This is a genomic window from Georgenia sp. Z2081 (assembly GCF_055326445.1).
On record NZ_JBUZNK010000001.1, the window covers coordinates 66037 to 90307 of the forward strand.

The 24271-nt window shown below is 73.1% G+C and carries 27 protein-coding genes; 14 read left to right on the top strand and 13 right to left on the bottom strand.

Translation table 11 applies throughout. From position 1 onward, the window contains the following. Positions 1-161: 161 nt before the first annotated feature. The 3 genes from ACZLKG_RS00320 to ACZLKG_RS00330 all read right to left on the bottom strand — a co-directional run bounded on the left by ACZLKG_RS00320 (position 162) and on the right by ACZLKG_RS00330 (position 3476). The gene (locus tag ACZLKG_RS00320; RefSeq protein WP_463647517.1) at positions 162-1187 is read right to left on the bottom strand and encodes a DUF5979 domain-containing protein; all 1026 of its coding nucleotides are present in this window, start codon (positions 1185-1187) and stop codon (positions 162-164) included. Beyond that, positions 1184-2155, bottom strand: a complete 972-nt coding sequence (locus ACZLKG_RS00325; protein ID WP_425707214.1) for an RAD23 family protein — start codon at positions 2153-2155, stop codon at positions 1184-1186. Before ACZLKG_RS00325 ends, ACZLKG_RS00320 begins: the two co-directional genes overlap by 4 nt. A gap of 439 nt (positions 2156-2594) precedes the next feature. After that, positions 2595-3476 (bottom strand): helix-turn-helix transcriptional regulator, encoded by an 882-nt coding sequence (locus tag ACZLKG_RS00330; protein ID WP_425707215.1) that lies wholly within the window; start codon positions 3474-3476, stop codon positions 2595-2597. A gap of 262 nt (positions 3477-3738) precedes the next feature. On the opposite strand from ACZLKG_RS00330, the gene ACZLKG_RS00335 reads away from it, so the two are divergent. From ACZLKG_RS00335 to pknB, 7 genes are read left to right on the top strand one after another with little or no spacing between them, the layout of a single operon-like run. After that, on the top strand, positions 3739-4437 hold the full coding sequence (locus ACZLKG_RS00335) for an FhaA domain-containing protein (RefSeq protein WP_425707216.1): 699 nt from the start codon (positions 3739-3741) through the stop codon (positions 4435-4437). A gap of 4 nt (positions 4438-4441) precedes the next feature. Then, positions 4442-4924, top strand: coding sequence for an FHA domain-containing protein FhaB/FipA (locus tag ACZLKG_RS00340; protein WP_425707217.1), 483 nt, complete (start codon positions 4442-4444; stop codon positions 4922-4924). A 3-nt stretch (positions 4925-4927) separates the two neighbouring features. After that, positions 4928-6235, top strand: a complete 1308-nt coding sequence (locus ACZLKG_RS00345) for a PP2C family protein-serine/threonine phosphatase (protein WP_425707218.1) — start codon at positions 4928-4930, stop codon at positions 6233-6235. Between the two features lie 13 nt (positions 6236-6248). Further along, a complete protein-coding gene (locus tag ACZLKG_RS00350) occupies positions 6249-8087 on the top strand; it encodes an FtsW/RodA/SpoVE family cell cycle protein (RefSeq protein WP_463647518.1) in 1839 nt (612 codons plus the stop codon). Continuing rightward, positions 8084-9538, top strand: a complete 1455-nt coding sequence (locus ACZLKG_RS00355) for a peptidoglycan D,D-transpeptidase FtsI family protein (RefSeq protein WP_463647519.1) — start codon at positions 8084-8086, stop codon at positions 9536-9538. Before ACZLKG_RS00350 ends, ACZLKG_RS00355 begins: the two co-directional genes overlap by 4 nt. Then, on the top strand, positions 9535-10575 hold the full coding sequence (locus ACZLKG_RS00360) for a serine/threonine-protein kinase (protein ID WP_463647520.1): 1041 nt from the start codon (positions 9535-9537) through the stop codon (positions 10573-10575). The genes ACZLKG_RS00355 and ACZLKG_RS00360 overlap by 4 nt, the downstream gene beginning before the upstream one ends. After that, positions 10568-12598, top strand: a complete 2031-nt coding sequence (gene pknB, locus ACZLKG_RS00365; protein ID WP_463647521.1) for a Stk1 family PASTA domain-containing Ser/Thr kinase — start codon at positions 10568-10570, stop codon at positions 12596-12598. Before ACZLKG_RS00360 ends, pknB begins: the two co-directional genes overlap by 8 nt. A gap of 36 nt (positions 12599-12634) precedes the next feature. Here pknB and ACZLKG_RS00370 read toward each other — a convergent pair whose 3' ends face one another. Genes ACZLKG_RS00370 through ACZLKG_RS00385 form a run of 4 tightly spaced genes read right to left on the bottom strand, consistent with a single transcriptional unit; the run spans position 12635 to position 14945 of the window. Then, entirely contained in the window at positions 12635-13255 is a 621-nt protein-coding gene (locus ACZLKG_RS00370; protein WP_463647522.1) for an anthranilate synthase component II, read from the bottom strand. 3 nt (positions 13256-13258) lie between these two features. Beyond that, positions 13259-13414 carry a hypothetical protein gene (locus tag ACZLKG_RS00375; RefSeq protein ID WP_425707224.1) on the bottom strand — a complete coding sequence of 52 codons (156 nt, stop codon included), beginning with the start codon at positions 13412-13414 and terminating at the stop codon, positions 13259-13261. Next, entirely contained in the window at positions 13414-14208 is a 795-nt protein-coding gene (locus ACZLKG_RS00380; protein ID WP_425707225.1) for a class E sortase, read from the bottom strand. The genes ACZLKG_RS00375 and ACZLKG_RS00380 overlap by 1 nt, the downstream gene beginning before the upstream one ends. Continuing rightward, the gene (locus ACZLKG_RS00385; RefSeq protein ID WP_425707226.1) at positions 14205-14945 is read right to left on the bottom strand and encodes a DUF881 domain-containing protein; all 741 of its coding nucleotides are present in this window, start codon (positions 14943-14945) and stop codon (positions 14205-14207) included. The genes ACZLKG_RS00380 and ACZLKG_RS00385 overlap by 4 nt, the downstream gene beginning before the upstream one ends. A 120-nt stretch (positions 14946-15065) precedes the next feature. Between ACZLKG_RS00385 and ACZLKG_RS00390 the strand changes: the two genes are divergently transcribed. Continuing rightward, entirely contained in the window at positions 15066-15341 is a 276-nt protein-coding gene (locus ACZLKG_RS00390; RefSeq protein ID WP_425707227.1) for a cell division protein CrgA, read from the top strand. A gap of 348 nt (positions 15342-15689) precedes the next feature. Here ACZLKG_RS00390 and ACZLKG_RS00395 read toward each other — a convergent pair whose 3' ends face one another. Both ACZLKG_RS00395 and ACZLKG_RS00400 read right to left on the bottom strand, forming a co-directional pair. Next, positions 15690-16661: a rhomboid family intramembrane serine protease gene (locus ACZLKG_RS00395; protein ID WP_463647523.1), complete on the bottom strand. Its 972-nt coding sequence runs from the start codon at positions 16659-16661 to the stop codon at positions 15690-15692. Further along, positions 16658-17179 (bottom strand): peptidylprolyl isomerase, encoded by a 522-nt coding sequence (locus ACZLKG_RS00400; protein ID WP_425707229.1) that lies wholly within the window; start codon positions 17177-17179, stop codon positions 16658-16660. Before ACZLKG_RS00400 ends, ACZLKG_RS00395 begins: the two co-directional genes overlap by 4 nt. Before the next feature lie 311 nt (positions 17180-17490). Between ACZLKG_RS00400 and ACZLKG_RS00405 the strand changes: the two genes are divergently transcribed. Continuing rightward, positions 17491-18339 (top strand): hypothetical protein, encoded by an 849-nt coding sequence (locus ACZLKG_RS00405; RefSeq protein WP_425707230.1) that lies wholly within the window; start codon positions 17491-17493, stop codon positions 18337-18339. Positions 18340-18485: 146 nt separating this feature from the next. On the opposite strand, the gene ACZLKG_RS00410 is transcribed toward ACZLKG_RS00405, so the two are convergent. Beyond that, positions 18486-19109 (bottom strand): NADPH-dependent F420 reductase, encoded by a 624-nt coding sequence (locus ACZLKG_RS00410; RefSeq protein ID WP_425707231.1) that lies wholly within the window; start codon positions 19107-19109, stop codon positions 18486-18488. 112 nt (positions 19110-19221) lie between these two features. Between ACZLKG_RS00410 and ACZLKG_RS00415 the strand changes: the two genes are divergently transcribed. Then, positions 19222-20247, top strand: coding sequence for an LLM class flavin-dependent oxidoreductase (locus tag ACZLKG_RS00415; protein ID WP_463647524.1), 1026 nt, complete (start codon positions 19222-19224; stop codon positions 20245-20247). A 20-nt stretch (positions 20248-20267) separates the two neighbouring features. On the opposite strand, the gene ACZLKG_RS00420 is transcribed toward ACZLKG_RS00415, so the two are convergent. The 3 genes from ACZLKG_RS00420 to fdxA form a co-directional block, all read right to left on the bottom strand. Then, positions 20268-20819, bottom strand: a complete 552-nt coding sequence (locus tag ACZLKG_RS00420) for a hypothetical protein (RefSeq protein ID WP_463647525.1) — start codon at positions 20817-20819, stop codon at positions 20268-20270. Between the two features lie 115 nt (positions 20820-20934). Beyond that, a complete protein-coding gene (locus ACZLKG_RS00425; protein WP_425707234.1) occupies positions 20935-21270 on the bottom strand; it encodes a cupin domain-containing protein in 336 nt (111 codons plus the stop codon). Between the two features lie 94 nt (positions 21271-21364). After that, complete coding sequence (gene fdxA, locus ACZLKG_RS00430; RefSeq protein WP_425707235.1) at positions 21365-21721, bottom strand: ferredoxin; 357 nt, start codon at positions 21719-21721, stop codon at positions 21365-21367. 38 nt (positions 21722-21759) lie between these two features. Between fdxA and ACZLKG_RS00435 the strand changes: the two genes are divergently transcribed. The 4 genes from ACZLKG_RS00435 (at position 21760) to ACZLKG_RS00450 (ending at position 24250) form a co-directional block, all read left to right on the top strand. Beyond that, positions 21760-22182, top strand: coding sequence for a hypothetical protein (locus ACZLKG_RS00435; RefSeq protein ID WP_463647526.1), 423 nt, complete (start codon positions 21760-21762; stop codon positions 22180-22182). 232 nt (positions 22183-22414) lie between these two features. Beyond that, positions 22415-23095, top strand: a complete 681-nt coding sequence (locus tag ACZLKG_RS00440; RefSeq protein ID WP_463647527.1) for a hypothetical protein — start codon at positions 22415-22417, stop codon at positions 23093-23095. After that, positions 23092-23409 (top strand): hypothetical protein, encoded by a 318-nt coding sequence (locus ACZLKG_RS00445; protein ID WP_425707238.1) that lies wholly within the window; start codon positions 23092-23094, stop codon positions 23407-23409. The genes ACZLKG_RS00440 and ACZLKG_RS00445 overlap by 4 nt, the downstream gene beginning before the upstream one ends. 46 nt (positions 23410-23455) lie before the next feature. Beyond that, positions 23456-24250 (top strand): hypothetical protein, encoded by a 795-nt coding sequence (locus tag ACZLKG_RS00450; RefSeq protein WP_425707239.1) that lies wholly within the window; start codon positions 23456-23458, stop codon positions 24248-24250. Positions 24251-24271: the final 21 nt, after the last annotated feature.

Below are 24271 nucleotides of genomic sequence, written 5' to 3' on the forward strand. Positions count from 1 at the left end.
CGGGCGCGGTTCCGCCACCCCCGAAGGTCCCGGTCCCGGTGTTGCCCGACGACGACGAACGGGGGCCGACCACCCTGAGGTGGTCGGCCCCCGCCGCCCCGGTCGGCGCCTTCCCGTGCCCACCGGGTCAGGGCTGCCTCCCGCCAGCCGTCCTGCGACACCTACCTGCCGTGCACCAGCACGGCGGTGGCGCCGATGCCGATGAGCAGGGCCGCGATGAGCGCCAGGGGTGCGCCGTCGGCGCCGGTGACCGCCACGGACGTGTCGTCCGCGCCGCCGGTGCCGGTCTCGGTGACCACGCAGGTCGCGCCGAGCGGGAGGTCGTCGTAGACGGCGGACAGGTTGTCCAGGGTGAGCTCGCGCGTGGAGCCGCCCGGGATCGTCACCTCCTGCTCCGCACCGTCGACCACCCGGACGCACTGCAGGTCGACCTCGAAGGTCGAGCCCTGTGGCGCCGGGCCCTCGACGGCCTTGGTGACCACGAGCGAGGTGGCCTCGAAGGTGTTCGTGATGACGACCTCCGCGACCTCGTCGCCCTCACCGATGACGACGGTGCCGTCCTCCGGCGAGATCGACGACGCGTCGGCCCCGCCGTTGAGCGTCTCCGCCACGACGCACGCGGCGCCCTGCGGCAGGTCACCCACCGTCGCGACGTAGTCGTTGTCCGGGCCGAGGACGACCCGTTGGTCGTCGGCGCCGACCACCGACTCGACCTGGAGGTCGGTCGGGCTGCCGGTGCGCGACGTCTCACCGAACTCGCCGGTCTCGCCCTGCTCGCTGACCGTGCCGGCGGAACCCAGCGGGAAGCCGTCGACGCGGACGATCCACCCGCCGTCCTCGGAGAGCGACACGGTGCCGAAGTCACCCATGTGCACGTCGACGCCGGAGATCGTGCACTCGACGTCGGCGAGGATCTCGTCCGGTGCGTAGGCCGCGGCCGGGCCGGAGATCTCCTTGTCGATCTGGATCGAGCCGGTCGGCAGGTGCGCGCCGGCCACGGACGGGGAGCGCTTGTCCCAGGTGCCGACGCAGGCGCCGGCGTCGATGGTGACCTCGATCGTCGTCGTCGCGCCCTCGGGTGCGTGGACGACCGGGGCCTCGACGAGCTGCGGGCGGTACTGCGTGCCTCGCGGCGTGCCCGAGACCAGCATGGCCTCCTCCGGGGAGGGCAGCTGCTCGACGATCACGAGCTCGTCGATGCGCCTGGTGCCGGCGTTGACCGCCCGCAGGACCCAGTCGTCCTCGCCGTCGATGACGGAGTTCGCGACGCAGGGGCTGCGGAAGTAGCTTCCGTCGGCTGCCGCGCCGAGGCCGGGGGCCGCGGTGAGGTTCGGTGTGCAGGTGGCGCACGCCTGAAGGCGGGAGACGACCCGGTCGCCCGGCTCGACGGCCCCGCCGGGTCGGACGTCCTTGGGAGCGTGACCTCGATGCCCGGGGCGATGACGACGAGGGTGTCGCCGGCACCGGCCTCGGCCGTACGGCCGTTGGCGGCCGTGACGGTCGTGGTCATCGTGTTGTTCACCGTGATGCTGCTCGTCGCGGAGCCGGCTGCCTCGTCGGTGGTCCCGATCGTGAAGGCGGCGCTGGTCTGCGTGTCCGCGAGGGTGAGCTCGACGACGGGTCCGGCAGAGGTGTCCCGCTCGGTGGCGCGCTGCTCGACGTCGAGGGTGATGCCCGCGCTCGCGCCGGGCTCGATCTCGCCGGTGCAGGTCAGCCGCAGGCCGGCGACGTCGGCCTCGCTCACGCCGGTCGCGAGCGCGGTGATGTCCGTGCCCGGCGCCAGGTCCACCGGCACCTGGAGGCTGAGGACGATGGTGAAGTTCTGGCCCTCGACCATGCCGACCGCGCCGCACGGCAGGTCGCTGCCGCCCTCGCGCCACGTGACCGCCCGCGGGATCGACGCCTCGCCGGGCGAGATGGCCGCATCGGTGATCGGGAGGCCGGCGAGCTCCGCGGGCAGTTGGTCGACCAGCTGCGCGTCGACGCAGGCTGCCTTGTCGCAGCCCATGACGATCGTGTCGCTGAAGGGCTCGCCGGGGGTGAGCTCGGACGTGCTCACCAACGTGCTGACGGTGAGGTACTGGACCGTCGCCGTGGGCGCGGGCGCGTCGTCTCCGCCCTCCGGGGCCGAGCTGACCGCCGACGGGACGAGCATGAGCACCGACGTGGGCAGGCCGAGGAACGCCCCGAACCGGGCCCGCCTCCTCCGGCGTGCACCGTGCCCGGTGCTTCTGTGACGTGGGCGGCAGGCAGGCGGCGCGCAGCGGACATGCACGCTCCTAGCAGGCAGGAAGCGCATGCCGTGTCCCCGCGCGCGGACGTGCCGGCGCGGCGGGGCGACGTCGGGCTGCCGGGGGGGACGAGCTCGACGGAATGGGGGGCGAACGCTTCTCAGGGGGGCGGGGGCGTGCAGCTGGGGACGACGGCACGGGGACACCAGTTGCTCATCGTGTCGATCTGCATCGGCTTCGGTGCGGGGTGAGCCGGAACGTCCCCCGTGTCACCCCCCCGGGGGGTGTCTCGACCTCACCCAACGGGGTGTTCCGACCTGCTTCCTCGGCGGGACCGGGTCCGGGCTCAGCCCGCCGGCAGGATCAGCCCGCCAGCAGGCCGGCCACCAGCGCCCGTGCCAGGGTCTCCTCGCGCGAGGAGACGCCCAGCTTCCGGCAGAGCGAGCTGCGCTGCGACTTCACCGTGTTCAGGGACACGCTGAGCGTCTCCGCGATGCACGCCAGGCTCGATGTCCGCGAGAGCTCGCGCAGCACGACGAGCTCCCGCACGGTGAGGTCCGGCTGGTCGCTCGCCGGCGGGAGGATCGGCCGGACGCCGTCGGCCGCGTCGCCGAACTCGTCGAGGGAGCGGGTCGGCAGCAGCATGAACGGCGAGCGGAGCCCGTGCACGCGGCTCACCACCGCGGCGCGCTCGGCCACCGTGCGCGCCTCATCGACATGGCCCCCCGCGCGCAGGGCCACCGCCGTGAGTGCGCCCGTCGTCATGCGGTCCACCGGGTCGTCCGGGGCGAGGGACCCCGGGAGCCGACCTGCCGGCCCGGCGTCGCCCCTGGCCAGCATCACCCGTGCTGCGGCCGTGCCGAGCACGATCGTCGTCCCCAGCCCCACGGCGGGGTCGGCGGCGGAGCCGAAGGCGTTGAGCATCCGCTCGGTGCCGGCGAGGCCGAGGTAGAGGTCGGGGGCGAGCTCGACGTCCCAGTCCAGCGCCCGCCGGGGCACCGACCGCACGGCGCCGCGGACCGAGAGGCCGTGATGGCGCCGGAGCGTCGCCGAGATCCGCGACCGTGCCTCGGGCCCGAGATCCTGGAGGTCGTCGACGGCGAGAAAGCCTTCCGTGACATCGGGGATCACCCCGTCCTCGACCCAGTGGACGTCGCCGCGCCCCTGCGCCCAGGCCGCCAGCGCGGAGGACTTGCCGCTCCCCCGCGGACCGGTCAGAGCGACCGCCGCGTGGGACCAGGACAAGGCCGCCACAACGCCCGCGGGCTCGATCTACGGTGTCGGGACTCGAGGCGGCACCGCAATACCCTAGCCGCAACCGTCCCGGCGCATGACACCGTCCCGCATCGCGACCCGCATCGCGTCTCGCCACGTCACGCCGAGTCGTGGGACGGGGCGGCGTCCCGCTCCCGAGCCACGGGTCGTTACCATCTGCGTCAGGTACAGCGAGCGCACACCGTCCGGTCGGGACCGGGCGGACCGGCCGACAGCAAGGAGCACCGCACGGATGGGCATCCTCGACCGCTTCGAGAAGGGTGTGGAGAACGTGGTGTCCACGGTCTTCTCCAAGGCCTTCCGCTCGGAGGTCAAGCCCGTCGAGATCGCCTCCGCGGTGCGGCGGGAGATGGACGAGCGCGCGGCCACGCTGACCCGCGACCGCACGGTCGCCCCGAACGAGTTCCACGTCGAGCTCGCCCCGAACGACCTCGCTCGCGTCCAGGAGTGGGGGCACGACGCGCTGGCCGGAGAGATGACGGCGGCCGCGACCGCGCACGCCACCTCGCAGTCCTACAGCTTCGTCGGACCCGTGGACATCGACTTCGTCGTCAACGACTCGTTGAGCACCGGGCGCATCCAGGTCCGCTCCGCCACGCGGCGCGGCGCCGTGGCGCCCGCGGCCGCCGCGACCGCCTCCGCCGCGCACCCGATCCTCGACATCGACGGACGCCGCTACCTCCTCACCGGCCCGACGACCGTGCTCGGCCGCGGCTCGGAGTCCGACATCGTCCTCGACGACTCCGGCGTGTCCCGCCGGCACCTCGAGATCACCGTGTCGCCGCAGGCCGTCATCGCCACCGACCTGGGGACGACCAACGGCACGTTCGTCGAGGGGCACCGCATCACCGCGGCCACCCTCGTGGACGGCAACACGATCACGATGGGCCGCTCGCGGATCATGTTCTGGACCGGCGAGGACGAGGCCTGATCGCGTGAACGAGCTCGTCGTCACGCTCCTGCGCGTGGGCTACCTGGCCGGTCTGTGGCTGTTCGTCCTGCTCGCCGTCCTCGTCCTGCGCAACGACATCTTCGGGACCCGCGTCTCGCCCCGTCCCACGCGCGGCCGACCCGCGCGCGGCGGTCGGTCCACGGGCGCCCCCGCCCGACCGGCCCCCGGTCGTGACGCCCCGACCCGGCTCGTCGTGACGGAGGGCCCGCTGACCGGCACCTCGGTGCCGCTCACGCGCTCCGCGATCCTCGTGGGACGCGCCGAGTCGTGCACGCTCGTGCTCGAGGACGACTACGCCTCCTCCCGGCACGCCCGCTTCTTCCCGCGCGACGGCAAGTGGTTCCTCGAGGACCTCGGCTCGACCAACGGGACGACCGTCGCCGGCCAACGGATCGGCACCGCCATCCAGGTCCCCGCCGGCCTCCCCGTCCGCATCGGCCAGACCGTCATCGAGCTGAGGCGGTAGCGGATGCCCATCGTCACGCGATTCGCCGCCCGGTCCGACGTCGGCCTGCTGCGGTCGAGCAACCAGGACTCCGGGTACGCCGGCGAGCACCTGCTCGTCCTCGCGGACGGCATGGGCGGGCCCGCGGGCGGCGACATCGCCAGCTCGGTCGCCGTCGCGCACCTCGCCCCGCTCGACGACGAGCACGGCGCCGACGAGCTGCTCGGCCTACTGCGCGGCGCCGTCGCCGACGCCCACGCCGACCTCGTGGCCCGCTCGACTGCGGATCCCGACCTCGCGGGACTGGGCACCACGTGCATCGCCATGCTCCGCACGGGCAGCAAGCTCGCGATGGTGCACATCGGGGACTCCCGGGCGTACCTCCTGCGCGGCGGCGAGCTCACCCAGATCACGACGGACCACACGTTCGTCCAGTACCTGGTCTCCACGGGCCGTCTCACGCTGGAGGAGGCCGAGCGCCATCCGCAGCGCAACATGATCCTCCGCGCCCTGGGGGACACGGACGGCGAGGTCGACCTCGACGAGTCCATGCGGGAGGCCAAGGTCGGCGACCGCTGGCTGCTGTGCTCCGACGGGCTGTTCGGCGTGGTCTCCAAGGACACGATCGCCGAGACCCTGCGGGACACCGACGACCCGGGCGCGGCCGCCCAGGCACTCGTCGACCTCTCCCTGCGCGCGGGCGCGCCCGACAACGTCACGTGCGTCGTCGCCGACTTCCTCTCCTCCGGCGACTCCCCCGGGCTCCCGACCGCCGACCCCCAGATCGTCGGTTCCGCCGCCGAGCGCCCCACGCAGCGCCCGGACGGGGCAGGCCGGTCGGACGCCTCCGCCGGCGGCGCCACCGGGGCCGCGGCGCGCGCGTCCTCCGCCGAGCGTGCGGCCGCACTCCTGGGCGCGGAGTCCGGCGAGCAGGACACGACCCGCAGGCGCCGCCTGCCACGGGTCCTGCTCGGCGTCGTCGCCGGTCTCGTCCTGCTCGCCGCCGGCGCGTTCGCGGGCTGGACCTGGACGCAGCAGCAGTACTACGTCGCGCCCTCGGGCGACCACGTGGCGATCTACCGCGGCATCCCCCAGCACGTCGGCCCGCTGGGCCTCTCCGACCTCCACGAGCGCACCGACCTGCGCATCGACGAGCTCACTCCGCTGGCCCAGCAGCGTCTCGACTCGCCCATCACGCGCGGCTCGCTGTCCGGGGCTCGCGACGTCGTCGAGAACCTGCGTGGTTCCGTCGTACCCGAGGAGTCGCCCAGCGAGTCCCCGAGCGAGTCCGGGAGCGAGTCGCCCAGCGAGTCGCAGAGCGGGGCCGCGTGAGGGGGGCCGTCTGATGGCGGTCGTCCGTCAGCAGTCCGCCCGGTCGGGCCGGTGGCCGGAGCTCGGGCTGCTGGCGCTGGCCGTCGCGATCGTCCTGTTCGGCTACGTCCAGGTCGCCCTCAACACGACCGAGGCGCTCCCGACCGACCTCCTCCAGCGGGGTGGAGCCTTCGCGGGCATGGCGCTCGTCGCCCACCTCGTCGTCCGGTGGCGTGCACCGTACGCCGACCCCGTGATCCTGCCGTCGGTCATCCTCCTCAACGGCATCGGCCTGACGATGATCCACCGCATCGACATCGCCGACGGGACGGCGTCGGTCGACCGGCAGCTCATGTGGACCGCCATCGGCGTCGCACTGGCCCTCGCGGTGCTGCTCCTCGTCCGCGACCACCGCGGGCTGCGCGGCATGACCTACACCTCGATGGTCGTCGGCATCGTCCTGCTCCTCCTGCCGCTCGTGCCCGGTCTCGGCCGCACGATCAACGGCGCGCGCATCTGGATCGGCGTGGGGCCCCTGAGCTTCCAGCCCGCCGAGGTCGCCAAGATCGCGCTGGCCGTGTTCTTCGCCGGCTACCTCGTGGCGAACCGGGACAACCTCGCGTTCGCGGGCCCGAGGTTCCTCGGCATGCACCTGCCCAGGGCCCGGGACCTCGGCCCGATCCTCATCGCCTGGGGCGTCGGGATGGCCGTCCTCGTCCTGCAGCGCGACCTCGGCACCGCGGTGCTGTTCTTCGGGATGTTCGTGGCGCTCATGTACCTGGCGACGGAGCGCATCAGCTGGGTGATCCTCGGCGCGCTGCTCGCGATCGGCGGGGCGGTGCTGGCCGCCTCGCTCTTCCCGCACGTCGGGGCGCGCGTGGACGTCTGGCTCCACGCCCTGGACCCGGAGGTGTACTCCCGGAACCCGGGCGGCTCCGGCCAGCTCGTCCAAGGCCTCTTCGGTCTCGCGTCGGGCGGGCTCATGGGCTCGGGCTGGGGACTGGGCTACCCGCAGCTCGTGCCCTACGCCGAGTCCGACTTCATCATGGCCTCGCTCGGCGAGGAGCTCGGCCTCACCGGGCTCGTCGCCATCCTGCTCGTCTACCTCGTCGTCGTGCAGCGCGGCATGCGCGCGTCGATCGCCGTGCGCGACGGGTTCGGCAAGCTCCTCGCGGCCGGTCTCGCGTTCACGATGGCGCTTCAGGTGTTCGTCGTCGTCGGCGGCGTGACCCGGCTCATCCCGCTCACCGGCCTGACCACCCCGTTCCTCGCCCTCGGCGGGTCCTCCCTCGTGGCGAACTGGGTGATCGTCGCGCTCCTGCTGCGCGTCTCCGACGCCGGACGGCGGCCCGCGCCCGTCGTCGACCCGTCGTCCGTGGCGGCGCTCGGCACCGGCACCACCGCACCTTCCCCCGACGTGGCCCGCGCGCCCGCAGTCGTCGGCGCCTCGGGTGCGACCGCCTCGAGGGGCGGTGCCGCGGACCACGCAGGGGCGGGTGCCGGCCGCCCCACCGACGACGCGCCGACGAGCGTGGGCGGCACGCCGGTGCCCGACGCCGCCCCGGGGGCCCACGGACGGTCGCCGGCCCCGGACCGGCACCGCGACGCGGACGCGCCGTCCGGCTGGACCGCCACGGGTGACGCGTGGGACGAGGAGGACGGAACGACCCTGGGCGACGCCCCGCGCTCGGGCTACCGGCCCGTGCCCGGCGAGCAGCGCCCGACGGCGGCCACGGCCGCCCGGGACGCCACGGCGGCCACGGACGCGGACCCCGGTGCCACCCTGCTCCCCGACGAGGAGCACGACGGGTACGGCGCGCACGACGCGCACGACGACCGACCCGGCCGCGGCGAGCAGGAGGGCAGGCGATGAACCCCCAGATCCGACGCCTCACCGTGGTGATCGCGCTGATGTTCCTCGCGCTCATAGTCTCGGCGACCACCGTCCAGTTCGCCCAGGCGGGCGACCTCAACGCGGACGGCCGCAACGTGCGCACCTTCTACCGGGAGTTCGGCCAGGACCGCGGGCCGATCGTCGTCGAGGGCACGCCCATCGTCACGTCGGAACCCGTCGACGACGCCTACAACTACCTGCGCCGCTACCAGCAGGGGCCGGCGTACGCCCACCTGACCGGGTACTTCTCGGTGGTGCACTCGTCGATGACGGGGCTGGAGCGGTCGGGCAACGAGGTCCTCAACGGCAACGACCCCGGCCTGCTCGTCGCCCGGCTCCAGGCCCTGATCACCGGTAACCAGCCGCGCGGCGGAGCCCTCGACCTGACGATCGATCCCGCGGTCCAGGCAGCCGCGATCGAGGGGCTCGGGGACCAGCGCGGCGCCGTCGTCGCGATCGACCCACGCACCGGCGCGATCCTCGCCATGTACTCCTCGCCGTCCTTCGACCCGAACCCGCTCGCGTCCCACGTGCGCGAGGAGGCCACCAGCGCCTACGACGAGCTGTCGAACGACCCCGACCGCCCGCTGCTCAACCGCGCGATCGGGGGCGACCAGTACGCACCCGGCTCGACCTTCAAGCTCGTCACCGCGGCCGCCATGGTGGAGAACGGCCTGACGGCGGACTCGGTCGTCGAGGCCCCCACCGAATACCAGCTGCCGCAGACGCAGACGTTCATGCACAACCCCGGCGAGCGCGCGTGCGGCGACGGCTCGGGCAGCGCCACCCTGCGCCAGGCGCTCATCGAGAGCTGCAACACCCCGTTCGCGATCGGCGCGGTCGACCTCGGCACCGACGAGATCAACGAGCAGGCCGAGGAGTTCGGCTTCGGCCGCGCGCTCGAGGTCCCGCTGCCGGTCACGCCGTCGCGCTTCCCCGCGGACGCGACCCCGCCCGAGCTCGCCCAGTCGGCGATCGGACAGTTCTCGGTGCGCACGCACCCGCTCCAGATGGCGATGGTGGCGTCCGCGATCGCCAACGACGGCGTCCTCATGACCCCGTACCTGGTCGAGCGCACCCTCACCGCGGACCTCGAGGAGGTCGGCACCCACGACCCGGAGGTCTTCTCCGAGCCGATCTCCTCCCGCACGGCCGAGGAGATGACGTCGATGATGATCGACGTCGTCGAGCAGGGCTACGACACCCCGGGCGCGATCCCGGGGGTGAGCGTGGCCGGCAAGACCGGCTCCGCCGAGATCGACGCGAACACCCCGCCCCACGCCTGGTACACCGGCTTCGCGCCGGCGGACGACCCGCAGGTCGCGGTGGCCGTCATCGTCGAGAACGGCGGGAACGTCGGCTGGGGCGTCGGCGGGGCCCAGCTGGCCGCACCGATCGCGGCGTCCGTGATGGAGGCGGCGCTGCCATGACCACCCCCCACGAGCACCCGCCCGCGCCCGGGCCCGACGACGTCGCACGCACGGGCACCCTGCCGGGCGCTCGGGCGTCCCGGCCGCCCGGCACCCCCTCGGAGGAGCCGGCCGGGCGCCTGGCTGCGGGCGACCTCGTCGTCGGCCGGTACGAGCTGACCGTGCACCTCAACACCGGCGGCTCGGGCGAGGTGTGGGTGGCCCGTGACCAGCGGCTCGGACGGCAGGTCGCCATCAAGTGCCTGCACCCGGACCTCGCCGCGCAGCCGCACTTCCTCGAGCGCTTCCGCAAGGAGTCCCAGAACACGGCGCGGCTGCGGCACGTCAACATCGCCGCGCTGCTGGACCACGGCCGCGCCGACGACGGCGGCGCGTACCTCACGCACGAGCTCGTCGTCGGCGACGACCTCGCCGACCTCCTCACCCGAGAGGGCCCCCTCCCGCCGACGACGCTGATCCGGATCCTCGTCCAGGTCCTCGACGGGCTGCAGGCCGCCCACGCCGCCGGCGTCGTGCACCGGGACGTCAAGCCCGCCAACGTGCTCGTCTCCGCGCGCGGCACCGTGAAGATCACCGACTTCGGCATCTCCCGGGCCGTGGGCCAGGAGACGATGACGTCCGCCGGGATGGTCATGGGGACCCCCGAGTACCTGGCGCCCGAGCTGGCCCGCGGCGCCACGGCGGGGCCGGCGGCCGACCTGTACGCGGTCGGTGTCATCGCCGTCGAGGCGCTGACCGGCGAACGGCCGTTCGGCGGGGCGCGGCCGCTCGACGTTCTGCTGGCCCACGTCAACGACCCCGTGCCGGAGGTGTCCGGGGCACCGCCCGAGCTGGCCGCCGTCGTGCGCGACCTGCTGGCCAAGGACCCGGCCGGCCGACCGGCGTCGGCCTCGGCCGCGGCGGACCGGTTGCGCGACGCGCTGGAAAGTATCCGCAGACCACGACGGCCCGGCGGCGATCCCGTCGGTAGAGTGGACGGCACCGCGCCCGCCGCGGGAGACCGGGCGGAGACCGCGAAGGAGGACGGACGTGAGTGACGACGTGACCGACGAACCCCTCGTCCTGGCGGATCGGTACGAGCTCGGCGGCCTCATCGGACGCGGCGGGATGGCCGAGGTGCACGTCGGGCGGGACACCCGGCTCTCGCGCACGGTGGCGGTCAAGATGCTGCGCGCCGACCTCGCGCGCGACCCCTCGTTCCTCACCAGGTTCCGGCGGGAGGCCCAGTCCTCCGCCGGTCTCAACCACCCGGCGATCGTCTCCGTCTACGACACGGGCGAGCACGTCGAGGCGGCCGGCACGCCCGGCGAGCGTCGCATCCCGTTCATCGTCATGGAGTACGTCGAGGGCCACACGGTGCGCGACCTGCTCGGCGACGGCGACCCGGTGCCGATCAGCGAGGCCGTCGACATCGTCGTCGGCGTGCTCAACGCGCTCGAGTACAGCCACCGCGAGGGCATCGTCCACCGCGACATCAAGCCCGGCAACATCATGATCACGCCGACCGGTGACGTGAAGGTGATGGACTTCGGCATCGCCCGCGCGCTGTCGGACAACTCTGCGACGATGACCCAGCCGCACTCCGTGGTCGGCACCGCCCAGTACCTCTCCCCCGAGCAGGCGCGCGGCGAGGTCGTCGACACCCGGTCGGACCTCTACTCCACGGGCTGTCTGCTGTTCGAGCTCCTCACGGGCCGTCCCCCGTTCTCCGGCGACTCCGCCGTGGCGGTGGCCTACCAGCACGTCCGCGAGACCCCGCCGACGCCGTCCTCGATCGCCTCCGACATCCCCGAGAACCTCGACCGCGTCGTCATGCAGTCGCTCGCCAAGAACCGCGACGAGCGCTACGCCGACGCCGCCCACTTCCGCAGCGACCTGCTCGCCGCCTCCCGCGGCAGCGAGGTCAGCGCGCCGCCGACCACCGCGTGGGCGGCTGCCGGAGCGGGCGCCGCGGCGGCCGCCGCCGCGGGCTCCGCCACCCGGGTCGTCCCCAAGGCGTCGGTCCCGGCCGCCGCTCCCGGCGCCGGCGACCCCGAGCCCTACCGCCGTACACCCCAGCCCGTTGAGGACGAGCCGAAGCGGTCGTGGGCCTGGCTGTGGATCCTGCTCGCCGCCCTGCTCGTCGTCGGCGGCGTCGTCACCTACCTGCTCGTCACCGGCGACGGTCGCGGCGACGAGGAGACCACCCCGGCAGTGACGACGGTCGACGTGCCCGAGCTCGAGGGGCTCGACGAGGCGGCCATCACGGCCGAGCTCGACGAGGCCGAGCTCGTCCCCAACTTCCTCGACCCCGAGAGCTCGGACGACGTCGAGGAGGGCCTGTTCCTCAGCTCGACGCCGGAGCCCGGCACGTCCGTGGAGACGGGGAGCTCCGTCGACGTCGTCCTGTCCTCCGGGCCCGCCGAGGTGACCGTCCCGGACCTCGAGGGAATGGACCGGGCCGAGATCGTCGACGAGCTCGAGGAGGTCGAGCTCGAGGCGACGTTCGGTGAGCCCGAGAACGACGACACGATCGAGGAGGACCTGTTCCTCCGCTCGACCCCCGCACCGGGTGAGTCCGCCCCCCGCGGCAGCTCCGTCGAGATCATCCTGTCCGCCGGCCCGGGGGACGTCCTCGTCCCCGACGTCGCAGGCCGCAGCCAGGAGGAGGCCCGGCAGATCCTCCAGGACGCCGGCCTCAGCGTGGGCAACACCAACACGGTCGACGAGCCCGGGGCGGGGGCCGACCAGGCGCTGCGGACCGAACCCGCGACCGGTACCTCGGTGCCGCGCGACACCGAGGTGACGCTGTTCCTCGCGTCCGGCAACGTCGAGCTCCAGGACCTCGAGGGGCTCCCCCGGGAGGAGGCCGAGTCGATCCTCGACTCCCTCGAGCTCAGCTCGAACTTCACGGAGGAGTTCTCCGACGACGTGCCGGAGGGCGACGTCATCTCGCAGTCGCACAGCGGGCTGATCCCTCAGGACACGCGGGTCGACGTCACGATCTCCCGCGGGCCCGAGGAGACGGAGGAGCCCACGACCACCGATCCGCCGTCGGAGACCCCCACCGACGGGGACTGACCCGCGGCCTCCACGCTCCCGCCGAGCGTGCGGCCCTCAGGCCCGGACGAGCGGGGCGAGCCCCTCGGCCGCGGCGACCGCGCCGGTCTGGCCGGCGAGCTCGAGCCAGTTGGCCAGCAGGCGGTGGCCGCCTCGGGTCATCACCGACTCGGGGTGGTACTGGACGCCGTGCAGCGGCAGCTCCCGGTGGGCGAGCCCCATCACCACGCCGCCGGGCGTGCGCGCCGTGACGACCAGCTCGTCCGGCACCGACTCCGGCACGACGGCCAACGAGTGGTACCTCGCCGCGGTGAACGGGCTGGCGAGCCCGGCGTGGACCCCCGTGCCGTCGTGCTCGACCTCGGAGGTGCGGCCGTGCATGAGCTCCGGCGCGTGCGTGACGACCCCGCCGTAGAGCTCGGCGAGGACCTGGTGCCCGAGGCAGACCCCGAGCATCGGCACGCCCGTGCGAGCACAGTCCTCGACGATCTCGCCGGAGCGGCCGGCCTCCTTCGGGACGCCGGGCCCGGGCGAGACGAGGACGCCGTCGTACCCCGCGACGTCGAGCTCGGCGTCGTCGTTGCGCCGCACGGCGGTCCGGGCACCGAGGTGCTGGAGGTACCCGACGATCGTGTGCACGAAGCTGTCGTAGTTGTCCACGACGAGGATGCGGGCCACGTGTCACTCCACTGTCAGGTCGGCGCTGGGGAGCTGCGACTCTACCCACGGGAAGACCCACAGGAAGAGGGCGACCACGGCGAGGAGGAGCAGGGCCGTCATGAGCACCGCCCGGAACCACCGTGGGCCGGGCAGGGCACGGAACAACGCCGAGTACATCAGTCCTCCTCGAGGAGCTCGGCGGGCAGCCCGTCTGCGCGGTCGACCCAGTGGTCGAGCTCGGTGTAGGTGATCCACCGGTGGGTGGAGTAGTTGAACGGGTGGCAGGTCGTCAAGGTCATCAGGCGCTCGGTGGGCTCGGCGCCGGGGTCCCCCGGCACGGGCGCGACGACCTCGACGTCCCAGGGGCGCACGATCTCGGAGCCCGTCACGCGGTAGACGTAGTAGGTGTCCGCCGTCTCGACGACGATCGGGTCGCCCGCGTCGAGGTCGGCGACCCGCCCGAGCGGCGAGCCGTGGGTCTGCCGGTGCCCGGCGGCCGCGAAGTTCCCCACCTCCCCGGGCATGGCCGTTCCCGGGTAGTGACCGAGGGCGCCGAAGTCCATCACGTCCATGCCGACGCCCTCGATCAGGGGCAGGCCGTGGTCGCTCCCCCACGACGGCACGTGGACGATCCCGAGCGCCTCCATCCCGTCGGGCAGGGTGAGCGCGGCGGGCGAGAACGGGGGCGGCTCGTCGGTCCGCGGGGCCCCGACCGCGGTCGGGGCCTCCCCGATGGCGTCGGCGATGGCAGCGACGGACTGCTCCTGGCGTGCGTGCCCCTCGAGGTCGGTCCACCACAGCTGCCACACGACGTACAGGCCGAGGAGCACGCCGGCCGTGAGCAGCAGCTCGCCGATCACGCCGACGGCGCCCCAGACGGGTGAGCGTCGGCGCCCCGGGCGACGGGACGAGCGCGCCTCGGTGTCCTCCGGGGGCGTCGGGTGCTGCCGGCCGTCGGCCAGGGCCGTCACGAGGACGCCTCGTCGCCCTCGGGCCCGCCGGCCCCGATCGGCTCGGCGAACCGCGTCGTCACCGACGACGACGGCGGGACGTCCAGCCGGTCGTGGACCGTGACCGCATAGCCGAGGCCGATGAGGTCGACCCACTGCCGGTAGATGTCGACCGCCTCGGAGCTCTCCAGCGCGGCGAGCAGCTCGTCGGTATCCCCGACGGCTCCGACGACGAACGGCGGCGAGTAGACGCGCGCACCGACGTAGAGCACGTTGCCGACGCACCGCACGGTCGTCGTGGGCAGGACGCGCTGCCCCTGGACGGTCAGGGCCTCGGCGCCACCCGCACGCAGTGCGTTGATGACGCCCTCCACGTCCTGCTGGTGGACCACGTAGTCGTCGGCGACCCGGTCCGCAGGCATGCCGGAGTCGGGCACGTCGGCGTCGTCGAGCGCGACCTCGATGCCGGGACCGCTCACGGCAGCGGTACCGGCCGCGACGCGCACCTCGTCCGGGGCGGCTCCGGGATCCTCCTCGTGCGGCTCGAGGTAGGGCTCGATCTGCTCGCGGAGCTCGGAGTTCTCGTCCTCGAGGGTCTCCAGGCGTGAGGTCTGCGCGCGGGCGAGCGAGACGAGGTCGGTCGCGGCACGCTCCGGGTCGTCCCCCGCGTCGCGGGCGTTGACGGCGATGACGAGCCCGGCGAGCACCCCGACCGCCGCCACGCGCAGGGAGGCCGGCGGGACCCGGAACCCGGCCATCTCGCCACCTCCCGACATCGCCGCTGCGCTCGAAGACTACGCTAGGCCGAGGTCGCGCCCCGTGCGCGCGCACCCACTTTCCGCACCGCCCCGACGGCGGACCACCACCTGGAGGACGACGTGCCCGTATCGAAGAGGCGCAAGCGCAAGGACGGCACCCCGGTCACCCGCACCAAGGAGCACGAGGAGGAGCTCGCCGCAGCGGCCGCCGCCGAGCCCAGCCCCACGTGGTGGGCACCGACGATGGTCACGCTCATGCTCCTCGGCCTCGTGGTCCTGCTCGTCACCTACCTGACCTCCGCCGCCTACCCGGTGCCCGGGATCGGCAACTGGAACCTCGCGATCGGCTTCGGGATCGCGATGCTGGGGTTCCTCATGACGCTGCGCTGGCGCTGAGAGGCGGTCCCCGACCACGCGACGGCGACCTGCCCGGGCCGCCGTCTCTCCACAGGGATACCCACAGGTGGGGAGGAATGACACGGGTGTCGTTCGCCGGACTCGCGGGCGGACGACGACGAGAACCACAGCCATGTGATTCCCACAGGTTTCCCCACACCTGGGGACGAATGACAGCCGTGTAGTTCCACAGCTGTGAGCATGGGTGTGGACACGGCTGCGCCACGTGTGCCGCGATCGCCCCGCGGATGGACGGTCCTCGCGACCGGCCCGGGCTCGATGGACCTTCACGGTCGGTCACGGGCTCGAGAGGGTCCGCGGTCGGCCCGGGCTCGAGTGGGTCCGGGGTCAGCCCGCGCCGGACAGGTACACCGCGCACGTCGCGACGAGCGCGACGGCGACGCCTGTCGAGGAACCGATCGCAACCGCCGCGGGCCGCCTGCGCCACGTGGACCAGGCCAGGCCGAGCACGATGCCGACCACCATGCCGCCCAGGTGCGCCTCCCAGGAGATGTTCCAGCCGGGGACGAAGCCGATGGCGAGGTTGATGACGAGCAGCACGAGCAGCTGGTTCGTCTGCTGACCCAGGCTGCGCTGGATCGCGAGGACGGCGCCGAACAGACCCATGACGGCACCGGAGAAGCCGACCACACCGGTGACCCAGCCGGCGGAGTCGGGACCGCCGGACAGAAGCAGCACCGCGGTGGACCCGCCCAGCGCGGTGAGCACCATGAGCGCGGCCAGGCGCCAGCGGCCGACGACCGGTTCGAGCGCCTGGCCGGCGATCCACAGCGCGTACATGTTGAACATCAGGTGGGCCAGCCCGCCGTGCAGCACGACGGTGGTGAGCATCCGCCACGGCTCGTGCTCGGTGACCGCCGGCCAGTAGATGAGGTCGCCCTGGAGGCCCGTCGCCCGCTGCAGGAGGTAGACGACGCCGAGCACGCCCATGACCGCGAAGGTCAGGTAGGGGGATCCGGCGCGCACGCGTATCCCGACGGGCCCGGCCCCGCGGGCGGCACCGGGCCTCGGGCGGTTGTCCGGGTGCGGCGGCCCGGGCACGAGGTGCGGCGGCGGCTGCTGCCCGGGCGCGACGTACGCGCCGTAGCGGGGCGCCGGCTCGTACTCACCGCCGCGCTGTCCGCCACTGGCCCCGGGAGGGCTCCCGCCCCCGTAGGGGTCGTGCCCGGCGGGGCTCCCGGCCCCGGCGGGTGGGTTCCCGGTGGGCCCCGGGGAGGTCCCGGAGGGTTCGCCGGTCCCGCCCGGGCCGTCCGGCACGCGCGGGTCGCGCATGTCCTCGGGCCCGGGCGGGGTGGTCACTCGACGATCTCGACGGACTCGATGACGACGGGCTCGACGGGACGGTCGGCCGCGCCGGTGGGCACCGCGCCGATCGCGTCGACGACGCCGCGCGAGGCCTCGTCGGTCACCGTGCCGAAGATCGTGTGCTTGCCCTGGAGCCAGGTGGTGGGCTGGGTGGTGATGAAGAACTGGGACCCGTTGGTCCCCTGGCCGCCGCGCTTTCCGGCGTTCGCCATCGCGAGCACGTACGGCTCGGTGAAGCCCAGCTCGGGGTGGATCTCGTCGTCGAACGTGTAGCCCGGGCCGCCGCTGCCGGTGCCCTCGGGGCAACCGCCCTGGATCATGAAGTTCGGGATGACCCGGTGGAACGTCAGGCCGTCGTAGAACGGACGGGTGACCTTCTCGCCGGTCTCGGGGTCCGAGAACTCCTTGGTGCCGCGCGCGAGCTCGACGAAGTTCTTGACCGTCTTCGGCGCGTGGTTCGGGAAGAGCCGGATCGACACGTCGCCGTGGTTGGTGTGCAGGATGGCGTCCATACCCCGATCTTCGCACGCGTGGGGCCCCCGGCACCTCCCGGTCCCGGCGGGTCGCCGTTCACCTGGTGGGACGCCCGGCCCGTGCCGTGCGCCGCCGCTCACGTGGTGGGACGGCCCCGGCCCGCGCCGTGCGCCGTCGCTCACGTGGTGGGACGCACCATGCGGGCCGGGTCCGTCCCCCGTCTCCGGCGTTCTACTGGCAGCCCACGGCCTGATACGGAACTATGGGGGGCGGGGCGGAACGGCACCCGCCGCGAACGACGAGCAGGTCGGGTCCCGACCGCACGACCGCTACGAATGGAGAAACGCACATGTCGCGCAAGAACAAGCGCACGTCCACGACGGCGGAGAACGGGCAGGCCGATGTCGGCGCGAGGCTCGCCGACCTGGGCACCGCGCTCTCCGAGCAGGCCAAGATCAAGGGCGCCCGTGCGGCCGAGCTCGCGCAGGACGGCGTCGACTGGGCGGCCCCGCGCGTCCAGAAGGCCCTCGACGACGCACGGACCACCGCGGGTCCCTCGCTCGAGCAGGCCCGGAGCAAGGCCGAGTCCGGCTACGCCACGGCCCGCGACAAGGTGAAGGACGACTACGTCCCGCGGGTCCAGAAGGCCATGCACGACGCCGCCGAGGCGGCGAGGTCGGACGCACCGCTCACCGACCGGGCGAAGGACGCGACGAAGGCGGCACGCACCTCGCTCACCGAGAAGCCCGCCAAGAAGAAGGGCGGCGCAGGCAAGGCGCTCGGCTGGGTGCTCGTGGGCACCGCCGTCGCGGGCGCCGGCTACCTCGTGTGGCGCCGCACCCAGCCGGTCGACGACCCGTGGGCGGAGGAGTACTGGGACGACACCACGGTGTCGCGCCCGGCCGACTCCTCGGGCTCGCTCGGCGACAAGGCGAACGCGGCCAAGGACAAGGCGGCCGACCTCGCGGGCAAGGCCAAGGACGCCGCGTCGTCGGCGGCCGGCACCGTGAAGGACAAGGCGGCCGACCTCGCCGACCGCAGCGGCGACGACGCCCAGGTCAGCGACGCCACGGCAGCGCCGGACGACGCGGCCGCGGCCGACGTCCCGGTCGAGGCCGCCGGCACGGGTGTCTCCCCGGAGGACACCCCGGTCTACAACGACACGGCAGACCCGCAGGCGGGCAAGCCCCAGGCCTGATCCCGGTCTCATCGCGCCACCGACGACGGGGGCCGACCGTGCGGTCGGCCCCCGTCGTCGTGCCTGCCGCGCGACCGTGGTCATGCAGCCGTCGTCGGCCGTCGGCCGTCCTCCGGTAGGACCTCGGCGCCCGGGCGGGCGAGGCCTCAGGCCGCGCGTGCCCCTGCGATGACGTCCCTGAGGTCTGCGCGCTCGAGGCGTCGCCCGAACACCGGGCCGGAGGGCTCGAGCAGATGGGCGTCGGCCGCGGCGATCGGCAGCGGGTCGAACCCCGCGCGGTCGACGACGTCCGTGACCCGCCGCACGGCATCGGCGTCGTCCCCGGCGACGGCGAAGGCCCGCCGACCAGGCGCGCCGGTCGGACGGGCGTCGGCCAGCAGGTCCGCGTAGGCCGCATGGTTGAAGGTCTTGACGATCCGAGCCCCCGGGTGCGCGGCGGCGAGCGCGGCGGTCGTGTCGACCTCGTGCGCCGTGGCCGCGTCCGTGTCGTACCAGGAGTTCGTCGCGTCCACGACCACACCGCGGAACGCCTCGACATCCAGGTCGCGCGCCGACGCCATCGGTAGCGCGAGCACGACGACGTCGGCCCGGCGCGCCACCTCCTCGAGCTCGACGAGCTCCGCCTCCGGCAGGACGCTGCCGACGACGAGCGCCACGTGCGGGGCGTCGGGCCGGTCGGTGACGAGCAGGTGATAGCCCGCGTCCGCGAGCAGCCGGCCGATCGCCGTGCCGAGCCGGCCCGCTCCGACGATGCCGATGGTCTCAGTCATGCTGCGGGAACGTCCCGCGGCCCGCGCGCTATTCCGCACGCTGTGCCGCCGGGGCCCGCCGAGCGGCACCAGGGTGCGGAATAGTCGGCGTCCGGGCCGGGTTGCGCGGGTCATGACCATCGAGCTCGGCATCGACACCTTCGGCGACGTGACCTCCCGCGAGGACGGGACGCTGCTGAGCCACGCGCAGACCGTCCGCAACGTCGTCGAGGAGGGTGTGCTCGCCGACGAGGTCGGGCTGGACGCCATCGGCGTCGGTGAGCACCATCGCGACGACTTCGCCGTGTCGTCGCCCGAGATGGTGCTCGCCGCGATCGCCGCCCGCACGACGCGCATCCAGCTGGCGTCCGCCGTGACGGTGCTCAGCTCGGACGACCCGGTGCGCGTGCACGAACGGTTCGCCACCCTCGACGCGCTCAGCTCCGGACGGGCGGAGGTCGTCCTCGGTCGAGGGTCCTTCACCGAGTCCTTCCCGCTGTTCGGGTTCAGGCTCGAGGACTACGAGGCCCTGTTCGAGGAGAAGCTCGAGGTCTTCTCGCGGCTGCGGACCTCGCAGCCCGTGACCTGGCGCGGGACCCACGTCCAGAACCTCGACCAGGTCACCGTCTACCCGCCCGTGGAGAACGGGATGCTGCGGGCGTGGGTGGCGGTCGGCGGGAGCCCGCAGTCGGTGGTCCGCGCGGCGCAGCACGACCTGCCGCTCATGCTGGCGATCATCGGCGGGCCGGTCCCCCGCTTCGCGCCGTTCGCCGACCTCTACCGGCGCGCGCTCGACCAGCTCGGCCGCGGTCCGCAGCGGGTCGGCTACCACTCATACGGGCACGTCGCCGAGACGGACGAGCAGGCCCGCGAGGAGATCTACCCGCACTACGTCGAGCAGGTCGCGCGCATCGGTCGCGAGCGGGGCTGGAGCCCGCCCTCGCGCGCGTCGTTCGAGCACGAGGCCGAGCACGGCGCGATGGCGGTCGGCTCGCCGGAGACCGTGGCCCGCAAGATCGCCGAGGGCGTGCGTGCCCTGGGTGCGGACCGGTTCGACCTCAAGGTGAGCACCGGCCGGCTGCCCCACGAGAAGATCATGGCAAGCATCGAGCTGTACGGCACGAAGGTCGCGCCCATGGTGCGCGACATGCTCGCCTGAGCCCGGACGGCGGGCCCTCGCTACTGGACGGCGGCGCCGGTCTCGGCCGGGTCGATCGGGTCCGCGCAGTAGGAGAGCGGTTCGTCGCCCTGGCCGTGGAAGTGGTGCTCCTCGCCGCCGACACCCAGGATCAGCAGCCGCCCCTCGACGAGTGCCTGCGTGTAGGCCTGACCCGGGGTCGGGCAGCCGATCGAGCCGTCCGACCAGGTGACCTCCTCGAACGAGATCACCTCGATGTCGGCGGGCTCGCTGTCGGTGTCGGTCGCGAGGTCCTCGATCGCGGCCTCGACGTCGGGATCCTGGGCCGAGCCGTCCGAACCTCCGGCGTCACCCGATCCGCCCGGGTCGACGCTGTCCGACGGCGTCTCGTCCGCATCGTTGTCCGTCGGTGCCTCGCCGGTCGGTGCCTCGTCACCGGGGGTCTCGTCGCTCTCGGTCTCGTCCGACGGCTGTTCTGGCGCCGGTGCCTGGGTCGTCGGCTCGTCCGTGTCCTCGCTCCCGCCGTCACTGCACGCACCGAGCGTCAGGAGCGCGGCCGCCGCCACGGCGAGCACTCTGTGGTTCGTCCTCATCGTCGATCACCTCCGGTGGGTCCCACCGTAAGCGGCAGCACCGGTCCCTGCACGGGCCGAGGTACCCACCGGCCGCTGCTGGTCCCGGGCATTGCCCGACGGCGGACCTCGCCGGTCAGTCCCGTTCGCGAGCGACCGTCAGCAGGCAGGCGGAGTCCTCGAGCGCCCGCACGCCGTGCCGGACCGGTGGGATCTCGGCCATAGCGCCGGCCGCCAGCTCAACCTCGTCCTGCCCGGCATGGAGCACCACGCGTCCGCGCAGCACGTGGAGGGTCGCCTCCCCCGGACTGTCGTGCTCCTGGAGCTCCGTGCCCTCGAGGAGGACCATGAGGTGCTGACGCAGCCGGGAGGTCCGGTCCCCGACGACGGCGGTCGACGAGCGGCGCGCCCGTGCCTCGCGGGCGAGCTCCAGCTGCTCGTCGATCAGTGCGTCGAGGTCGATGCGGTCCATCTCGTCTCCCTGGTGTCGGTGTCCCCGACGTCGGGGACCTGTGGGCGCCCCCGCCGTCGGGGAGCTGTGGTGGTGGTGGACTCCGGCGGGGTTGTCACAGACCCCTGCGTCCGGCGCCGGGCGGGGCGCTCGCCACGAGCTCGGTGTCGACGCCCAGCCTGCCGACCCACTGGGCCCCGCCGGGCGCGCCGATCGGCTCGTCGCGGCCGGGCAGCGTGTCGTCGAAGAAGCCGGCGTTCTCCACGAGAAAGGGTTGCAGGGACCGGGGCAGGTCGTCCTCGTAGTAGATGGCCATGACCGGGCAGACCGGCTCGCACGCGCCGCAGTCGATGCACTCCTCGGGGTGGATGTAGAGCATCCGGTCGCCCTCGTAGATGCAGTCCACCGGGCACTCGTCGACGCACCCGCGGTCGAGCACGTCGATGCACGGCTGGGCGATCACGTACGTCATCCGACGACCCTAGTGAGGCCGACGGATACTCTCGAGGCATGTCGACAGGCGGATCGGAACGTCCACGGATCGTCGCGTCGACATCAGCGCTCGGCCCCGAGGTCGGTGACCCGGGGGCCACCGGGGCGCTCTGGCACCTGACGGGCGACGAGCGGGGGCTCGACGCGAACGTCGTCCAGCTGCCGCCGGGCGGTCGGATCGACCTGCACGCCGGTCCGGCGCTCGACGTGCTGTGGCACGTCGTCGCCGGTGCCGGCAGGCTGCTCACCGACGGCGACGGCGACGGCGACGGCGACGGCGACGGCGACGGCGACGGCGACGGGCTCAGGATCGGGCCCGGCGACGTCGTGCACCTCCCCCGCGGCACCGAGCGTGGAGTGGTGGCCGGCGAGGGAGGCCTCCGTTACCTCACCGTCCACGACCGCAAGCCGCCGCTCGGGCTCGGCCCGACGCGGAGCTGAGGACCCGGCAGGAGCCGGGGAGGCCGGCGGCACGGCTGCGCTCGGAACAGGACGGTCTGCCTCAGGTGCACTCGCACGAGAACGGGCCGGTCCGCGAGGGGCGTACTCCCCACCGTCACCGTCTCGTGCCGGCCGCAGGCGCCCTAGCCTCGTACGCGGTACGGCGAGGCTGACGACGCCCCGCTCATCGGACGCACACCGCGTCCGGGTCGACGAGCAGCAAGGTACTTCCATGACACTCGGATCCTCGGTCGGCATCGACGCCGACATCGATCCCATCACCGGCACGGACCATGACCAGTACGTCGCGGTGACGGTCGCCGACGGCGGCCACATCGTCGGTCTCGAGCTGGACCGCGACTGGCGCGTCGACATCGGTCCGGAAGGGCTCGAGCACTCGTTCGTCGAGGCGTACGGCGCAGCGATGACGGAGCTGACCGACGTGGTGCTCGCCCGGTCGTCCCAGATGTTCGACGCTTTCGAGGAGAACCTCGCCGGCGCACGCTCGGGCACGAGCCTGACCCCGATGAGCGAGGACGAACGGCACGAGGCGCTGAGGACGCTACGGGAGTCGGCCGCGGAGAGGGCCGGCTATGCCGAACGACTCACCCAGCTGAAGACGGAGGTCCGCAGCCACACCACCACGGACGGTCGACTGACCGTGGAGTCCCGGGACGGTCTGCCGCTGGCCGTCCACGTGCACGACCGCTGGGGCGAGGGGCGGGACGCCACATGGTGCGCACGGGCGCTGTACGGCCTCATCGAGACGGCCCGGGCCGCGCAGGAGGCCGAGATGCAGCACCTCGCGGCCGAGTTCCCGGCGACCCACCGCCTGCTCGAGCTCTCGCAGAACCAGGAACGGTCCGCCGACCGCGGCCGGACCACCGCCGACGACGGGAAGGACCCCTCATGAACGTCATGGTCAACACCGACGACCTCCGGAAGGACGCCAAGATCTGGCGAGGGTTCGCCGACGACCCGTTCGGCACCACCGCCTCCGAGGTCGACGGATTCACGATCCCGGACTCGGCCTTCACGGAGATCGGCGTCCGTGCCGGCGTGCCGGCCGCCTACGAGACGCTGCGACAGCGCGTCAAGGACCTGACCGCCGAGGGCAAGAAGTCGTTCACGGAGATGGCCGACACGCTCGACGACGCCGCCGACATGTACGACGAGACGGACCGGGAGATGCACATCCAGTTCGAGCACGTCGACGTCGACGTGTGACGGCCGACGACCACCGACGACGATCTGCGAGAGGACCAGGACACATATGACAACAGCAGCTGAGGTCAGGGCAGCCTGGACGAGTGCGAGCGAGACGCTCAGGGAGGCCCGCGACCGCTGCCAGCCGACCATCGACTCGTGCCCCTTCGAGTACCGCCCGTACCCGGAGCGGCCGATCGCACCGACGAAGGAACAGATCGAAGAGCTCTTCCGGAAGATCGAGGAGCTCATGGAGATGCTCGGCGATCCTGACGCGATCCGCGACCTTGCCACCGACTGGCAGCAGTGGGGCACCGACATGGGGACGAACTCGGACGTCCTCGAGGCCGACTCGCTTCCGACCACACTGTCCTGGGGAGAGGGCGGGATCCCCTACCGTGCCGCGACCGAGACCAATCGGAACGCTGTCGGGACCACGCTCAAGGACACCGGCCACAAGATCCAGGAGGTCCTCGACGCGATCGCGGAGGACATCGACGACCTTCACCTGCAGATTCTCACCCTCGTCATCTCGCTCGGACTGACCGCCGGTGGCGTGGTCGTTGCCCTCATCGGCGTGGCGGGCGCCATCGTCGGAGTCGTCGCGGCGGCCCCGACCGGTGGACTGAGCCTGGCCGCCTCGATCATCGGGCTCGTGGCTGCGCTCGGCGGGTTCGTCATGTCCGCGGCGGGCATCCTCAGTGCGGTTCCCACCGCGATCGAGATCGTCCGGACGGCGGAGTCCCTCGGCGCAGGTGCCAAGCAGGATCTTGAGGACGTCGACACGCACACCATCACCCCGTCCGAGCCCCTCAAGAACGGTGAGTGGCCGCAGGTGATCGGGACCGACGGATACCAGTAGCCGCCGCGCGCCCGGGACGCG

What these genes read in the sequence shown, in the direction of transcription:
- ACZLKG_RS00325 (WP_425707214.1), bottom strand. Translation starts at nt 2,155, where the DNA reads ATGCTCGTCCCGTCGGCGGTCAGCTCGGCCCCGGAGGGCGGAGACGAC.
- ACZLKG_RS00335 (WP_425707216.1), top strand. Translation starts at nt 3,739, where the DNA reads ATGGGCATCCTCGACCGCTTCGAGAAGGGTGTGGAGAACGTGGTGTCC.
- ACZLKG_RS00345 (WP_425707218.1), top strand. Translation starts at nt 4,928, where the DNA reads ATGCCCATCGTCACGCGATTCGCCGCCCGGTCCGACGTCGGCCTGCTG.
- ACZLKG_RS00350 (WP_463647518.1), top strand. Translation starts at nt 6,249, where the DNA reads ATGGCGGTCGTCCGTCAGCAGTCCGCCCGGTCGGGCCGGTGGCCGGAG.
- ACZLKG_RS00355 (WP_463647519.1), top strand. Translation starts at nt 8,084, where the DNA reads ATGAACCCCCAGATCCGACGCCTCACCGTGGTGATCGCGCTGATGTTC.
- ACZLKG_RS00360 (WP_463647520.1), top strand. Translation starts at nt 9,535, where the DNA reads ATGACCACCCCCCACGAGCACCCGCCCGCGCCCGGGCCCGACGACGTC.
- ACZLKG_RS00375 (WP_425707224.1), bottom strand. Translation starts at nt 13,414, where the DNA reads ATGTACTCGGCGTTGTTCCGTGCCCTGCCCGGCCCACGGTGGTTCCGG.
- ACZLKG_RS00385 (WP_425707226.1), bottom strand. Translation starts at nt 14,945, where the DNA reads ATGGCCGGGTTCCGGGTCCCGCCGGCCTCCCTGCGCGTGGCGGCGGTC.
- ACZLKG_RS00400 (WP_425707229.1), bottom strand. Translation starts at nt 17,179, where the DNA reads ATGGACGCCATCCTGCACACCAACCACGGCGACGTGTCGATCCGGCTC.
- ACZLKG_RS00405 (WP_425707230.1), top strand. Translation starts at nt 17,491, where the DNA reads ATGTCGCGCAAGAACAAGCGCACGTCCACGACGGCGGAGAACGGGCAG.
- ACZLKG_RS00410 (WP_425707231.1), bottom strand. Translation starts at nt 19,109, where the DNA reads ATGACTGAGACCATCGGCATCGTCGGAGCGGGCCGGCTCGGCACGGCG.
- ACZLKG_RS00415 (WP_463647524.1), top strand. Translation starts at nt 19,222, where the DNA reads ATGACCATCGAGCTCGGCATCGACACCTTCGGCGACGTGACCTCCCGC.
- ACZLKG_RS00420 (WP_463647525.1), bottom strand. Translation starts at nt 20,819, where the DNA reads ATGAGGACGAACCACAGAGTGCTCGCCGTGGCGGCGGCCGCGCTCCTG.
- ACZLKG_RS00425 (WP_425707234.1), bottom strand. Translation starts at nt 21,270, where the DNA reads ATGGACCGCATCGACCTCGACGCACTGATCGACGAGCAGCTGGAGCTC.
- fdxA (WP_425707235.1), bottom strand. Translation starts at nt 21,721, where the DNA reads ATGACGTACGTGATCGCCCAGCCGTGCATCGACGTGCTCGACCGCGGG.
- ACZLKG_RS00435 (WP_463647526.1), top strand. Translation starts at nt 21,760, where the DNA reads ATGTCGACAGGCGGATCGGAACGTCCACGGATCGTCGCGTCGACATCA.
- ACZLKG_RS00440 (WP_463647527.1), top strand. Translation starts at nt 22,415, where the DNA reads ATGACACTCGGATCCTCGGTCGGCATCGACGCCGACATCGATCCCATC.
- ACZLKG_RS00445 (WP_425707238.1), top strand. Translation starts at nt 23,092, where the DNA reads ATGAACGTCATGGTCAACACCGACGACCTCCGGAAGGACGCCAAGATC.
- ACZLKG_RS00450 (WP_425707239.1), top strand. Translation starts at nt 23,456, where the DNA reads ATGACAACAGCAGCTGAGGTCAGGGCAGCCTGGACGAGTGCGAGCGAG.